Raw genomic sequence first — 14,137 nt, 5'->3', positions numbered from 1 at the left:
CTTAACTATTGGTGGTCGTTGGCTTGTTGCGATAATAATTGTTTTCTAAGCGCCGGTAAGCTCCCGGTTCTACTTTATCAAGTGCACTTACCATCGTTGCTAAACTATCGCGATAACGATAATTAATTTCAAACAAGTGCTTAGCTTGCTTGAGAGCCTCTGCAATGTCTGGTTGGCTAGTAGCGTAGCGATTAGCATACTGCATGACCTGTTCTGCTAATCGAGCTTGGTCGAGTAAATCATCGGTCTTTTCTTGTAAACTGTCCCGATCCTTACGAATTTGTTGAAGTTGTTTACCAACATCGTCCATGCTGAGCTTAGCCTGCTTCATTGTTTGTTCTAACTGCTGTAATTCATCACTAACCATCGTAAAATAATCAATATAATCATCTGGAATCCCCGGAAGATTATAATTTTCAATGCGCCGGTGAATCCCATGTAAATCATTAGTCAAATGATCTAATGCCAGTTGCGCATCTCGTTCTTCTTGGCTCAAGTCCGCAATGGAATCATTCACGGCAATTTGTTGTTTTTCAATCTGTGTGAGCTCCTGTTGTGCCTGCTCCAACCGATTTGAAATTTGCGAATAGATCGCCTGCTTTTCAGCGATTGCTTGCAAATCCTGCTGGTGCTGATCACTAATTGCTTGCAACTGCTGTGCAAACTTTTGTGCAGCTGCTTGTTCCCCATGCTCTAAAGTGTAATTATGACTAAGTTTATCCAGTTCTGCTACCAACAGCTGGTTTTGATTTTGAGCATGAGCAATAAAATCGGTCAGTACTGGTGACTTCTGATCAACTATTTTTTTGGCATCCAACTCAACACTCAAACGATCGTACAGACTATTAATTGCATTTTCAAGCTCATCATCCTGATCTTTAATCACTTCAAGATCCACGTGCTTGATATTCTCATTGTTTTCTGCAATCAACTGTCGGAGTGATTGGATGGTTGCCAAAAAATCATCATCCACAAAGGCAAATCCAGCTTGCTTCATTTGCTGATAAGTATCAGAAATCTCTGCTAGTTGCTTGGGAAACTGGTCGTGATTGAGCTGATACAACGCCGGCAACTGCTTAACAAGCTCTTCTAGCTCACTTGTCTCCGTTTCCAACGTGTTAAGTTTGGGCTCAGCCTCCTCCTGTTCACCATCCCGAGCTAATTGGGAAAAATCAGAAAAGGCCGTTTCCAGCTGCGATAGTTTACCCTCCAGTGCATCAATGGCCGGACCAAACGCAGCATTTTTAGTTAATAACTCTTTGCGAAGCTTTTGATAGCGTTGCTCTAAATCAGATACCGCTTGGCGGTGCTTTTCGTGAACTGCCTCTATCTGCGTAACCGTGGCCTGAATCTCGTCTAATTCATGAGCTGCCTGCTCCAAGTCGCCACGAACTAGCTCCAAGTCATCACGCGTCTGCAAAATATTGAGCCCACGCGTTGCCCGCTGTGTGCGAGCTAGCTCTTGTTTAATCTTAGGGAACTGTTTTTTTGATAGCTGTTCGTATCGGGCCATCTCCTGTTGAACTTGTTGAGCGGCTGGACCGGTTAATCCCAGTTGCTGTCCATGATGAAGGGCGTGAACAACCGGTGACTTGCGCAACCGATTCAGTTCCCCTTCCATTGCCGTTACCTGCTTCAGAGAACGACGCTGATAGATCACAACTGCTAGGTAGATAATGACAATAATCACTAGAATCCCAATAATTACATTTAGCATGTTTTCCCAACCTTACTTAATAAAGATATTGAGTTACTACTTTAATGCCGATTATATCATAAATCCGCCGTCAACCAGCAGATAGTTTTAAATCAACTCGGTTTTCAAGCCCTTATTTGACTTTTATTGTTTGTAATTATAAAATTGTAAATGTGTAAAATAATGCAGCAGTACATGGTAAGGTCGTCAACATGTCGTTGCTATCCAACCCGATAGTTTGATTAGTACCCACATCGGCTGCTGTGGTGAACATCCCAAGCGATATGCACGAATACTAAGTGTACATTGGTTATTTTACTCCAAATTATTTATTGGAGGATTTTTTTATGTCTCGTTATACAGGTCCAAGCTGGAGAATTTCTCGGCGATTAGGTATCTCACTTTCAGGTACTGGAAAAGAATTACAACGTCGTCCTTATGCTCCTGGTGTTCATGGTCAAGGTCGGCGCCAAAACATTTCCGAATACGGTTTACAACTTCGGGAAAAGCAAAAGATGCGTTACATGTACGGTTTAACCGAACGGCAGTTTTACTCTCTATTCTTAACTGCTGGTAAGATTCGAGAAGGCCGACATGGTGATAACTTTGAGATTATGTTGGAACGGCGTTTAGATAACGTTGTCTATCGTTTGGGATTAGCAACTACTCGTCGTCAAGCACGACAGTTGGTAAACCACGGTCACATTACCGTCGATGGTCAACGAGTTGATATTCCTTCTTATGAAGTGAAGATTGGCCAAGTTATCGGCGTTCGAGAAAAATCCAAGAATCTTAACATCATCCAAGAAGCAGTTAAGGACGTTATTAGTCGCCCTGCCTTTGTTTCTTTCGATGCTGATAAGCTCGAAGGTTCATTGACTCGCTTCCCTCAGCCTGATGAACTTAACGCTAATATTGATACTTCGCTAGTGGTTGAATTCTACAACCGGTAAGTCGAACTCAGCAAAAAAGCGGCTCTCAATCGAGTCCGCTTTTTTTGTTGTTAATGATACAATTAAGAAAACCACCTCAAAGGAGCTTAATAATTATGGCAGACGCAGATGAAGTTCAAAATCGGTTAGAACAATCAATGAATGGGACAACTCCCAAAATCAATCCCGACGAGCAGCGAACCTATCTGGGAACTTTTCGAGAACGGGTTGCTCTCACAATTACAGTCAGTCAGATAACCAATCCCCAAGCCTTAGCCGCCGCTGAACAGGTAATTAATGATCATCCAGACTATGTCATGCTCATCAATGGAAACCTTTCCCCTGAGCAACAATCCCCCTACCTGAAATTAGCAACAACGCATAACGTTAAATTCACCCTCAAAACTGATCAAATTTATGCAATTGCTCCTGATAAAAATGCAATTGTAATTGCTGCAGATCATGCCATTAATCTAGCTGAAGTTGCCTTTAAAGCTTCCGCTACCACAACGGCTTCGGCGCAACCTGCTACCCATAAATCAATTTGGCAACGTTTATTTCATAAATAAGAAAGGACTTTTATGCAACAACCCCTTGCCTACCGCATGCGACCTACCAAGATAGAAGAAATCGTCGGTCAAAAAGACTTAGTGGCGCCTGGTAAAATTATTAATCGGATGGTCACCGCTAAATTACTGTCTTCCATGATTTTATATGGACCACCTGGAACGGGAAAAACTAGTATTGCTAGTGCCATTGCCGGTTCATCAAAGTATGCCTTTCGCATCTTAAATGCTGCCACTGACACTAAAAAAGATCTACAGATCGTTGCTGAAGAGGCAAAACTCAGTGGTACGGTGGTTTTAATGCTTGATGAAATTCATCGATTAGATAAAGCGAAGCAAGATTTTTTATTACCCTTATTAGAAAGCGGTCAAATCATCTTGATTGGCGCAACGACTGAAAATCCCTACATCAATATTAGTCCCGCCATTCGTTCCCGTACTCAAATTTTTCAAGTTCATCCGCTTGAAAGCCACGACATTGAAACAGCAGTCATGCGCGCCCTCCAAGATAAGGAAAAAGGGCTTGGTCAAGAACCCATCCAGTTAGATCAAGCGGCTCTAAATTTTTTGACTCACAGTACTAACGGCGATCTCCGTAGCGCTCTAAATGCCCTTGAATTAGCGGCTAAATCAACCCCTAAAACAAACACTGGAAAAATTCATCTGCAATTGGCAGATATCGAAGCTTGCCTACAGAAAAAAGCCCTAACCCAAGATAAAAATGGAGATGCTCACTATAATGTTTTGTCAGCTCTTCAAAAATCAATTCGCGGCTCCGATGTCAATGCTGCTTTACATTATGCCGCTCGGTTATTAGAGTCTGGCGACATCAACTCCCTTACTAGACGGCTGTTAGTGATCGCATATGAAGATATTGGTCTGGCCAATCCCGCTGCGGCTGCAAGGACCGTCTCAGCAGTTACCACCTGTGATCGGATTGGATTACCAGAAGCTCGGATTCCAATTGCAGACACCATTATTGAACTATGCTTGTCACCAAAATCAAACTCTGGGATCCAAGCGATTCAAGCAGCCACCGAGCGCATTAAGCATGGGGACTACGGTGAGATTCCCGCTCATCTTCGAGACACGCACTTTCAGGGCGCTAAGCAGTTGGGACATGTCGGTTATCAATATCCACATGATTTTCCAAACGACTGGGTCGCCCAACAGTACCTACCTGACCGCATCAAAAACGATCAGTACTACAAACCGAAACAAAATGGTAAATTTGAACAAGCATTAGCGCTTCAATATCAAAAATTGCGAGCAGCTCAGCGAAAGGAATAAAAAGATGGCTTTAAATGCTCTTGTGTTTTTATTTTCATTTTTATTAGCCGCTAACGGCATCTTTTTTCTTACTCACCAAAACAAATCATTTTTATTATTTTATCCGCAGAACCAGCCAGCCCTCCAACAAATTTTAAAAATCAGTGGCAGTGCCCTCTTGTTGATTGCTGTCATCGGAATTTTGGCTGCCCTATTGCAGAGTACCAGTTTAACTCTCATTGTCTTGATCCTGGGCTGTATTGGTTGTGTGGTTCCGGAACTTTTAATTATTCAATTTATGAACAAAAAATAATTGTGGTAAAGCCACGAAATTTGCATTACACTGATGGTATTAAATAGTGAGGTGATTAATCATGTTACAAGAATACACGAACATCTTGGTTCCTGTTGATGGTTCTTACGGCGCTGAAGCTGCTTTTGAGAAAGCCATCGCCGTGGCAAAACGTAACAATGCTCATTTACACATTGTCCATGCCATCGATACAAGAACTTTTCAGGATATTTCTAGTTTCGACACCGAAATTATCAACGATGTCACTAGCGAAAGCAAAGAACGTTTAGAAAAATATGTAAAAGAAGCCCATGCTGCTGGGATCCAGCAAGGTGATTATTCGATTGAGTATGGTGCTCCTAAAACGATTATCGCCAAGGATCTGCCTAAGCAAATGCAAACTGATCTCATTATGATTGGAGCAACTGGCTTGAATGCGGTTGCCCGCCTACTAGTCGGTTCGGTCACTGAGTATGTAACTAGAAATGCCCAGTGCGATGTACTCGTCGTCCGGACGACGATGAAGGGTGATTCCATTTCTGCCAAACAAGCTAGTAAAAAAGTCGAATAATTGTTAAAAATCCGCTTAGAGTGATTTCTAAGCGGATTTTATTTTAACTTTCACAACAAAGCTTGGATAATTTACGCTGCAGGTGTTTTAGATTAACTGCTGTTGGTAAAAAATCAAGTCCCGCTGCCCTTGACAAATCAGTCTGAGCGCCTTGTTGCTGATCCAACAGCCGATGGCTCAACCCACTTAAATAGTAAAGCTCAGACAAGCCATAATCCGAGTATTGTTGCTGTAACAACTGGAGAGCTAACCGACATTCACGCTGGGCCAGTTGCGGTTCTTGTAGTTGCAGCGCAAACGCAACAATCGAAACCGACAACCGAATGCTATCAAATAATTCCTGTTGCGTTTTCAAACTGGTAAAACTGAGCTCTAAATATCGGCTTGCTTGCGTAATCGATCGGTGAGTTTGTTTGGAAAAACCCAGCCGCTGATAAGCAACTGTCATTCCAAAATGGCTCCAGCCTAACAGCAGTTGATCAATAATCTTTTGCTGATTTTGTAGTACTTGACTAAAATTCATGGTTGCATCATCTAAAGATCCGTCAGTAAACAACTGGCAAAATCCTAGAGCGCACCAATAACGTGCCCGCAGTAAGGTCCCCTCTAAATTTTCAAATTTCAACTGGATTAACCGTCGTTGGGCTCGATGAAACCGATAGGTTAACAAGTCCAGCTCGATTTGATTTAGTTGCCGAACCCCATAATGATAATTTGTTTCCTTTTCTAACTCTTGCAGTTTGATTTGAAGCCGCTCCAATAAGACAGGCACAATCGTCCATTTATTAAAGCAGCCATTATTCTCAAGTGCACTGATTGTCGTCTGAGTACAAATCCCTTTTGCCAATTCTGCTTGTGACATGTGTAGTTCTTGGCGGTGTTGCCTGACTAATTTTCCTAAACGTTGCAACACTGCTGGTGAGGGTAAAAGCACGATTTTTAATTCCTTTCTGCATAAATTAGCCAGATGGCAATAAAAGTTATAAAATTATAAATAATTTTTCCATCAAAAATTATGAAAGTAACTCAAACTAATGTCAATGTGTTTTGGTAAGTAAACCTGGCTATTGATAACTACGCCAAGCCTTTGGTCTTTGATGTAATTATTCTTTCTGATTATTAAAAAAACCACTATCAGCAGACAGTGGTTTTTTTGGTTGAAAAACATTTCATTATCTTGATCGGTAGACTTTCTTTTGGTCCCCTTGTTTTAACGGTTTAAAATCATGCAGAAGCTTTTGTTGCCGAACAAACTCATCTTGAGCCAGCTGAATCAATCGATCAATTAATTCTGAGTAACTAATCCCAGAAGCCTCCCAGAGTTGTGGATATAGTGAAATATTGGTAAATCCAGGAAGTGTATTTACTTCACCAAAATAAGGTGTCAGGTTTTTGGAAACAAGAAAGTCAATCCGGGCCATCCCTTTTAATTCGAGTTCTCGGTATGCTTTAAGCGCCATTTCCGTGATTTCTGCGGTTACCTCATCTGGCAATTGAACTGGAATGGTGAATTCAACCTGGCTAGCATCCACAAACTTATTATCATAGGTGTAAAAACCATCATCCTTTGGTACCTTAATTGCTCCTAATTTGGAAGCCTGGGGATGTTCATTGCCAAGAATCGAAATCTCGACTTCTTCTGGACCTTCAATTGCTTCCTCAATCAGAATCTTATCATCGTAACGAAAAGCATCTTCGAGTCCTGCTTCATATTGATCCTGATTATTAATCTGATGAATCCCAATGGAAGAGCCCTGGCGAGCCGGTTTGAGAAAGAGGGTTGTTGAATTCAAGTGCTCCGTCAGCTGCTGATAATCCCACTGACGCCGGTTAGCCGCCGTAATCAAAACATATTTGGTATTACGAACTCCACATTCATTTAATAATTTTTTCGTAATATCCTTATCGTAAGCCATCGCAGAAGCCATTGTTCCACTACCAACGTACGGAGTCTTTAACAATCGCAATAATCCCTGAATGGTTCCATCTTCCCCCAAATTACCATGAATAATGGGGAAAAAGACATCAATCTTTTTTACGCTGTTTAGCTCCATAATCGGAGCTAGGGGGAAATCAGCTGGTTTCTGCTGGGCATTAGCAATCACCTGTTCTTCACTTTCACCAGCAAACACCTTGCGTGAATCTGCATCACTCAAAATGATCCCTGAACGAGTCACTAAAAAGAGGCTCACATCATACTTATTCTGATCCATAGCATCATATATATTATGAGCTGATCGCTTTGAAACATCATGTTCGGACGAGTCGCCCCCAAAAATTAATGCTACATGTAATTTGTTCGTCATTGCTTTTCTCCTTCTTACCATTCGCATATTCTAGAACCCTAAGTATACCACCCCACCACAAAAGACGCATTAAAAAAATAACCCTCTAAATTGATCAATTCAATCTAGAGCGGTTACTTTTAAGAAAATTGTTTTTCGGTACTGAACATCGAGCTTTGATTATGATACTGCATTGACATAATTAGCCCAATTCCAATCATGTTACCAATCAGAGCAGATCCTCCTTGGCTAATAAATGGTAATGGAATCCCTGTCATGGGAATTAGGTCAATGCTCATGCCAATATTTTCAACCACATGGAACAAAATCATCATAATGACACCAGTAGAAATATAAGCATAAAAGACATTTTTAGTCTGGAAAGTCACCTTGATCATCTCATAGATTAATAAGAAGTACAGTAGAATTAATAACGTGCCACCAACAAAACCAAAATTTTCTCCCATCACGGAAAAAATCATATCGGATTCTCGTACAGGTACATATACCTTTGAGACGTTAAAACCCGTCCCGGTTAATCCCCCAGAACCAACTGCTTTCATACTTTGCCACAATTGAAAGCCCTGGTTACTAGAATCAGAAGCTGGATGTAACCAACTGTCAATTCTTGCAAACTGATAATCCTGAAATCCCAAATGACCTAAAAATACCCGTCCCGGTTTAGTGGCCACCAATGCAACCGCGGTTGCGACCATTGCTATGAACAATAGAATCCCCGGTCCTAAGATTTTCCAACTAATTCCGGAAACAATGAGCAATCCCCCAAGGATCGCCAAAAATACTACGGTCGTACCAAAATCATTTTGTAATCTTAATAGTATGACAATCGGTAAGGTCCACAAGAGCAGCTTACCAATTAACTTCCAGTCCCCCCTGATCGTGTGAACCGGCTGGTTGTGATTATGTTCCGTAATGACCTTGGCCTCCATCAAAATGTAGGCCGGCTTCATAATTTCGGAAGGTTGAAAAGTAAACGGTCCAATTGCAAACCAACTTTTGGCTCCTGTTTGCACAAAATACGAACGACTATACAAAAATAATACGGCAAACAATAAAAACAGTCCCACCCCATAGGCATACGGAACCAGTTTCCAGAGCTGCTCGGAATCAAATTGCATAATCACTACGATGGCAATCGTCCCAATCGCATACCAAATCAATTGTGAAACAACTGCTTTAACCACTGAAGTAGTTCCTGTGTCATGCGAAGCGGCGACATAAATTGAGCCTAGCCCAATCAAGGCCAGCATTAGCACACAAAAAATAATGCTCCAATCAATCCGATTATCAGTTGTTACTGATCCTCTTCGAAACAAACTGAACACCCCTTAATATGCTGGTTAACGTTGATGCAGATTATATTCACTTACCACTTGTTGCAGCGCTGCCGCACTAGTTTTTTCATGAAAATGACGATCGCCAACCACACAATCAAAACGATCCGCTTGCTGTGTGATGACCCCAATTGTCTCATTTTTAATCTGCACCAATTGTTGGTTTTCTTGGTTTGGGTCAGCAAGCACGCGAACCTCAATCTTTTTTTCTTTTTTGGACATTAAACTAATTTCCCTTCATCTTTTTACGTTTTTGGCGGGTTTTTTCTGAACATAAACTAAAGGTGATCGGTACGGGATCAAAACCACCGTGCACAAATGGATTACAACGTAAAACCCGTGCACTTGCCATCAAGCTCCCTTGCAACGCTCCGAACCGTTTAATCGCTGTCAGAGCGTAGTTCGAACAAGTTGGAAAATAACGGCAACGAGCTGGTGTTCGTTTCGAAATAGCCGTTTGATACCAAGAAATCAATTTAATTAATATTGGTTGCAAAAGTGCACCTAAGCTTTACGATTTCCAAATAAATTGAATCGGCGTCGTTGTTTTTGAGGCTGGCTTTTACTCATATGGTCTAGAAGAACCCCCGCACCCTTGGCGACGTTTTCTAAGGGATCCTCAGAAATCACCACTGGAACGGTTAATTCATCAGAGATTACTTGATCAAGATCCGCTAGCATCGAGCCACCACCGGTTAACATGATACCGCGATCAATGATATCAGCTGCTAACTCGGGTGGAATGGTTTCTAAGACGTTTTTAGCCCCGTTCACAATTTGCTCAATCGTTCCAGCTAACGCCGTTGCAATCTCTTTGCTAGTAATCGTAACCGAAATTGGCATCCCCGTGACCGCATCACGACCCCGTACATCCATATGCTGGTCATTTGAACTAGAAGCTTTAGCAGTTCCAATCGTTTTTTTGATTTTTTCCGCCGTATGCTCACCCACTACAATCTTATGGTGTTGTTTCATGTAGTCAATAATATCTTGATTCATCACATCTCCAGCAATCTTAAGCGATTTGCTAGCGACAATGTCACCTAATGAAACTACAGCAATATCAGAAGTTCCTCCCCCAATATCAATAACCATACTACCAGTTGGTTGGAAAATATCCATTCCGGCCCCGACCGCTGCAACTTTGGGTTCTTCCTCTAAGAAAACTTCGCCACCAACTGCTTTTTGCGCTGCTTCAATAATTGCTTTACGCTCAATATTCGTAATATTAGTTGGTGCACAGATCATTACCTTGGGTTTTGAAACAAATCCCTTTACATTTAGTTTACTAATAAAATGAGTCAGCATCTCTTCCGTAATGTCAAAATCAGAGATGACCCCATCTTTTAATGGGCGAATTGCTTTGATATTTCCTGGAGTCCGACCAACCATCTCGTAGGCTTCTTTACCTACTGCTAAGACCTTGTTTGTCTTGGTGTCCACGGCAACAACCGACGGTTCGTTCAAAACAACACCCTTGCCAGTAACAGCCACCAACACATTGGCCGTTCCTAAATCAATCCCAATATCTTCAGCCATTTAAAATTTACCTCCATTAAAAATTACTCAAGACCATTATACCATAGCGAAAAAACAATCCCTCCTAGTCCTGAGGATCGTTTATCCGCTTAACATTGGCACCCAAATTACTAAGTTTCTGTTCCAATTGATAGTAACCGCGGTCTAAATACTGTAGGTTGGTCACAACTGTTTCTCCTGAAGCAACCAAACCAGCCAAAACCAACGCCGAAGCGGCACGCAAATCAGTGGCTGCAACTTCAGCCCCTTCAAATTTCGTCGGGCCATGCAAAATTACGCTATCACCCTTAATTTCATATTTTGCATTCATCCGGCGAAGCTCATCTAGATGCATAAACCGATTTTCAAAAACATTCTCAGTTAAGGTACTAACTCCGTTCGCAGCCAACTGCAAAACCGTCATCTGGGGTTGTAAATCCGTGGGAAATCCTGGATAGGGAGCCGTTTCAACCTCGACTGGTAAAAGTTCATCTGGCCCAATAATCCGTAGACCAGTTGCTTCTGCCGTCACCGTAACTCCCATTTCTCGTAGTTTAGCAATCAATGGCTGATTATGATTACTGATGGCATCTTTTACAAGCACATTCCCCTTAGTTAGCGCCGCAGCAACCATAAAAGTTCCTGCTTCAATCCGGTCTTGGACGATTCGATGGTTAGCTCCATGGAGCGCTGCTACCCCCTCAATTTCGAGCGTATCCGTCCCAGCTCCAGTAATTTTAGCTCCCATTTCAGTCAACAATTCTGCTAAATCAATGATTTCGGGCTCACGGGCAACATTTTGGATCACCGTTTTACCAGCAGCTAAAGTCGCAGCCATCATGATATTCTGGGTTGCACCCACACTTGGAAAATCAAAATAAATCATAGCTCCATGAAGTCCATCAGGAGCAGTGGCATCAACATATCCCTCATGAAGTTCAATTTGCGCTCCCATCGCTTCAAAGCCCCGCAAATGAATGTCAATCGGACGTGAACCAATTGCACAACCACCTGGTAATGCAACTCGAGCATGCCCTAAGCGGGCTAAGAGTGGTCCTAAGACGACAATGGAAGCTCGCATCTTCGAAACATATTCAAATGGTGCTTCAAAATTTAGCTGACCAGTCGCATCCAAAGTAATCTGATGCTGCGCCTCTTCAAAATCTGCGTGAACCTGTAAACTTCGCAATACGTCATTCATCACATATACATCTGACAAAATAGGACAATTTGTCAGACTTGTTTGACCGCTACTAGCCAAAATTCCGGCCGCCAAAATCGGTAAAACTGCATTTTTTGCTCCTTCAACGTTCACGGTTCCCGTCAAAGGATGACCACCTTGCACCACGATTTTATCCATAATTAATTTCTCCTAATCGCCTTAAAATAATAACGTTAAATTTCTAAGATTGTCGATAAAGGAGAGGAAAAATGAACTGCAGGTAAATCCAATCACGATTGCTAATAAAACAATTAAAATCTTTCCTTGGCGTTCCTGAATGGGTAAAAATCGTTCAAAATGAATTCCCTGAATGGCCCAAAAAGCAATTCCTACGAAAAACAACTGACAAATAACCCCGATTAACGCCTGCATTCCAAATACATTCATTGCCGATTCCTCCACTTTTTCTAACGTTCATTTTAGCATAGTATCAATCACTTGTCCGAGTTTAGCGATAGTGCCCCTCGCTGAAATAACCCCAACTACAGCAAAAAAACACTTTTGTTGTAAGAACCTGCTAAACATTGATCAGATTCCTAACGAAAGTGTTTTTTAGTCCAATTGCAAACCCTATCTGCGATTTGCAACGTTAATTCGGTTTAAAGCCCGTTGCAGTGCTACTTCAGCTCGATTCATCGTATCAGTATCATGTAAATTACGAGCTTTTTCGAGTTCATGTTCGGCCCGTTCCTTAGCATTGGCAGCCCGATTTACATCAATCTTATTCTTGGGTTCCGCACTATCAGCGACAATCGTCAACTCATTGTTTGAAAACTCAATGAAACCACCATTAACTGCAAGAATATCAGATTGTTGATCCCCAAATTTGAAGATAGCCGGTGCGATTTTCAAAGCCGCAATGACCGGAATATGATTAGGCATGATTCCTAAATCCCCAGATTTAGTTTGCACAACTGCTAATTCAACGTTTTGATTGGTATATTCTTCACCATCAGGGGTAACGATACTAACTGCTAATACTGCTTTATCAGCCAATTAGATCCCTCCTTACTGGTTAGCTTGTTGACTAGCCTTGTACTTATCAACAACGTCTTCAATGGGGCCACAGTTTCTAAAGAAATCTTCGGGAATATAGTCGTATTGACCATCCAAGATCCCCTTAAAGCCAGCTACGGTATCCTTAACAGAAACATATTTTCCAGCAACCCCCGTAAAGGTCTCGGCAACTGAGAATGGTTGTGACAAGAAGAATTGAATCCGACGAGCCCGACCAACAATGGTTCGTTCTTCATCCGACAATTCGTCCATTCCCAGAATTGAAATAATATCTTGCAACTCACGATACCGCTGTAAAACATGCTGAACTTCACTGGCTACATTAAAGTGCTCTTCTCCAATAATCTCTGGATCAACCGCTGAAGAAGTAGAAGCTAACGGATCAACCGCTGGGTAAATTCCTTGTTGAGTCAGCGAACGCTCCAGATTAGTCGTAGCATCCAAATGCGCAAAAGTTGTTGCAGGAGCCGGATCAGTATAATCATCAGCTGGCACGTACACCGCTTGAATCGAGGTAATGGCACCCTTTTTAGTGGAAGTGATTCGTTCTTGTAGCTGCCCCATTTCGGTTGCTAAAGTTGGTTGATACCCAACCGCCGATGGAATCCGGCCTAAGAGGGCTGAAACTTCCGTCCCGGCCTGCGTAAAGCGGAAAATATTGTCAATAAAGAGCAATACATCTTTACCAGCCTCATCACGAAAGTATTCGGCAATCGTCAAACCGGTCAAGGCGACCCGCATTCGTGCACCAGGTGGCTCGTTCATTTGTCCATACACCATGGCGGTCTGGTTCAAAACACCCGAACCTTTCATTTCAAAGTACATATCATTACCTTCACGGGTTCGTTCACCGACTCCGGTAAACACGGAAATTCCGTTGTGCCCCTGGGCAATGTTATGAATTAATTCTTGAATTAAAACGGTCTTACCAACTCCAGCTCCACCGAATAATCCAACTTTTCCACCCCGAATATAGGGCGCTAATAAGTCAATAACCTTGATTCCAGTTTCAAGAACCTCGGCAGACGGATTAATATCATCAAATTTGGGGGCATCCCGATGGATTCCCCACCGAGTTGCTTCTGGTCCAAATTCAGGTCCACCATCAATCGTCTCTCCAAGGACGTTAAATACTCGACCGAGGGTCTCCTTACCAACCGGAACTTCGATTGGAGCTCCAGTATTATCAACCTGCATTCCACGCTGTAAACCATCAGTTCCGTCCATGGCAATCGTTCGTACCACACCGTCACCAAGTTCCAAGGCTACTTCAGTCACCAAAACCTGATCATTGCCTTTTTGTACACGTAATGCATCGTTAATTTTTGGCAAATCGCCATCGAGAGGAAATTCAACATCAACAACTGGACCAATTACTTGGACAACTTTACCAGTATTCATTATGTGCTAATCC

16 protein-coding genes are annotated in these 14,137 nt (G+C 42.2%); 5 read left to right on the top strand and 11 right to left on the bottom strand.

What is annotated here, in order from left to right:
- Window position 1 precedes the first annotated feature (1 nt).
- Window positions 2-1,717, bottom strand: coding sequence for a septation ring formation regulator EzrA (ezrA, locus tag B808_RS06040; protein ID WP_035422502.1), 1,716 nt, complete (start codon window positions 1,715-1,717; stop codon window positions 2-4).
- 326 nt (window positions 1,718-2,043) lie between these two features.
- On the opposite strand from ezrA, the gene rpsD reads away from it, so the two are divergent.
- The 5 genes from rpsD (at window position 2,044) to B808_RS06015 (ending at window position 5,326) form a co-directional block, all read left to right on the top strand.
- Window positions 2,044-2,649, top strand: coding sequence for a 30S ribosomal protein S4 (gene rpsD / locus B808_RS06035; RefSeq protein WP_009166534.1), 606 nt, complete (start codon window positions 2,044-2,046; stop codon window positions 2,647-2,649).
- 95 nt (window positions 2,650-2,744) lie between these two features.
- On the top strand, window positions 2,745-3,197 hold the full coding sequence (locus B808_RS06030; RefSeq protein WP_009166533.1) for a YueI family protein: 453 nt from the start codon (window positions 2,745-2,747) through the stop codon (window positions 3,195-3,197).
- Between the two features lie 12 nt (window positions 3,198-3,209).
- On the top strand, window positions 3,210-4,484 hold the full coding sequence (locus tag B808_RS06025; RefSeq protein WP_009166532.1) for a replication-associated recombination protein A: 1,275 nt from the start codon (window positions 3,210-3,212) through the stop codon (window positions 4,482-4,484).
- A 4-nt stretch (window positions 4,485-4,488) separates the two neighbouring features.
- Window positions 4,489-4,776 carry a hypothetical protein gene (locus tag B808_RS06020; protein ID WP_009166531.1) on the top strand — a complete coding sequence of 96 codons (288 nt, stop codon included), beginning with the start codon at window positions 4,489-4,491 and terminating at the stop codon, window positions 4,774-4,776.
- A gap of 61 nt (window positions 4,777-4,837) precedes the next feature.
- The gene (locus B808_RS06015; RefSeq protein WP_009166530.1) at window positions 4,838-5,326 is read left to right on the top strand and encodes a universal stress protein; all 489 of its coding nucleotides are present in this window, start codon (window positions 4,838-4,840) and stop codon (window positions 5,324-5,326) included.
- A gap of 43 nt (window positions 5,327-5,369) precedes the next feature.
- Here the strand turns inward: B808_RS06015 and B808_RS06010 are convergent, their stop codons facing one another.
- The 10 genes from B808_RS06010 to atpD all read right to left on the bottom strand — a co-directional run bounded on the left by B808_RS06010 (window position 5,370) and on the right by atpD (window position 14,124).
- Entirely contained in the window at window positions 5,370-6,260 is an 891-nt protein-coding gene (locus B808_RS06010; protein WP_009166529.1) for a helix-turn-helix transcriptional regulator, read from the bottom strand.
- 238 nt (window positions 6,261-6,498) lie between these two features.
- Window positions 6,499-7,632 carry a D-alanine--D-alanine ligase family protein gene (locus tag B808_RS06005; RefSeq protein WP_009166528.1) on the bottom strand — a complete coding sequence of 378 codons (1,134 nt, stop codon included), beginning with the start codon at window positions 7,630-7,632 and terminating at the stop codon, window positions 6,499-6,501.
- Window positions 7,633-7,751: 119 nt separating this feature from the next.
- Window positions 7,752-8,948 carry an FtsW/RodA/SpoVE family cell cycle protein gene (locus tag B808_RS06000; RefSeq protein ID WP_009166527.1) on the bottom strand — a complete coding sequence of 399 codons (1,197 nt, stop codon included), beginning with the start codon at window positions 8,946-8,948 and terminating at the stop codon, window positions 7,752-7,754.
- A gap of 24 nt (window positions 8,949-8,972) precedes the next feature.
- Window positions 8,973-9,188, bottom strand: coding sequence for a DUF2969 family protein (locus B808_RS05995; RefSeq protein WP_009166526.1), 216 nt, complete (start codon window positions 9,186-9,188; stop codon window positions 8,973-8,975).
- A 4-nt stretch (window positions 9,189-9,192) separates the two neighbouring features.
- A complete protein-coding gene (gene yidD / locus B808_RS05990; protein ID WP_009166525.1) occupies window positions 9,193-9,462 on the bottom strand; it encodes a membrane protein insertion efficiency factor YidD in 270 nt (89 codons plus the stop codon).
- An 8-nt stretch (window positions 9,463-9,470) separates the two neighbouring features.
- Window positions 9,471-10,505, bottom strand: a complete 1,035-nt coding sequence (gene mreB, locus B808_RS05985) for a rod shape-determining protein (protein ID WP_009166524.1) — start codon at window positions 10,503-10,505, stop codon at window positions 9,471-9,473.
- 64 nt (window positions 10,506-10,569) lie between these two features.
- Window positions 10,570-11,844 carry a UDP-N-acetylglucosamine 1-carboxyvinyltransferase gene (murA, locus tag B808_RS05980; protein ID WP_009166523.1) on the bottom strand — a complete coding sequence of 425 codons (1,275 nt, stop codon included), beginning with the start codon at window positions 11,842-11,844 and terminating at the stop codon, window positions 10,570-10,572.
- A 21-nt stretch (window positions 11,845-11,865) separates the two neighbouring features.
- Complete coding sequence (locus B808_RS05975) at window positions 11,866-12,093, bottom strand: DUF1146 family protein (protein ID WP_009166522.1); 228 nt, start codon at window positions 12,091-12,093, stop codon at window positions 11,866-11,868.
- A 183-nt stretch (window positions 12,094-12,276) separates the two neighbouring features.
- Window positions 12,277-12,702 carry a F0F1 ATP synthase subunit epsilon gene (locus tag B808_RS05970; protein WP_009166521.1) on the bottom strand — a complete coding sequence of 142 codons (426 nt, stop codon included), beginning with the start codon at window positions 12,700-12,702 and terminating at the stop codon, window positions 12,277-12,279.
- A 12-nt stretch (window positions 12,703-12,714) separates the two neighbouring features.
- On the bottom strand, window positions 12,715-14,124 hold the full coding sequence (gene atpD / locus B808_RS05965) for a F0F1 ATP synthase subunit beta (protein WP_009166520.1): 1,410 nt from the start codon (window positions 14,122-14,124) through the stop codon (window positions 12,715-12,717).
- Window positions 14,125-14,137: the final 13 nt, after the last annotated feature.

Source organism: Fructilactobacillus florum 8D (assembly GCF_000512295.1).
GTDB lineage: Bacteria > Bacillota > Bacilli > Lactobacillales > Lactobacillaceae > Fructilactobacillus > Fructilactobacillus florum.
This window is presented reverse-complemented; position numbering and strand designations above follow the sequence as displayed.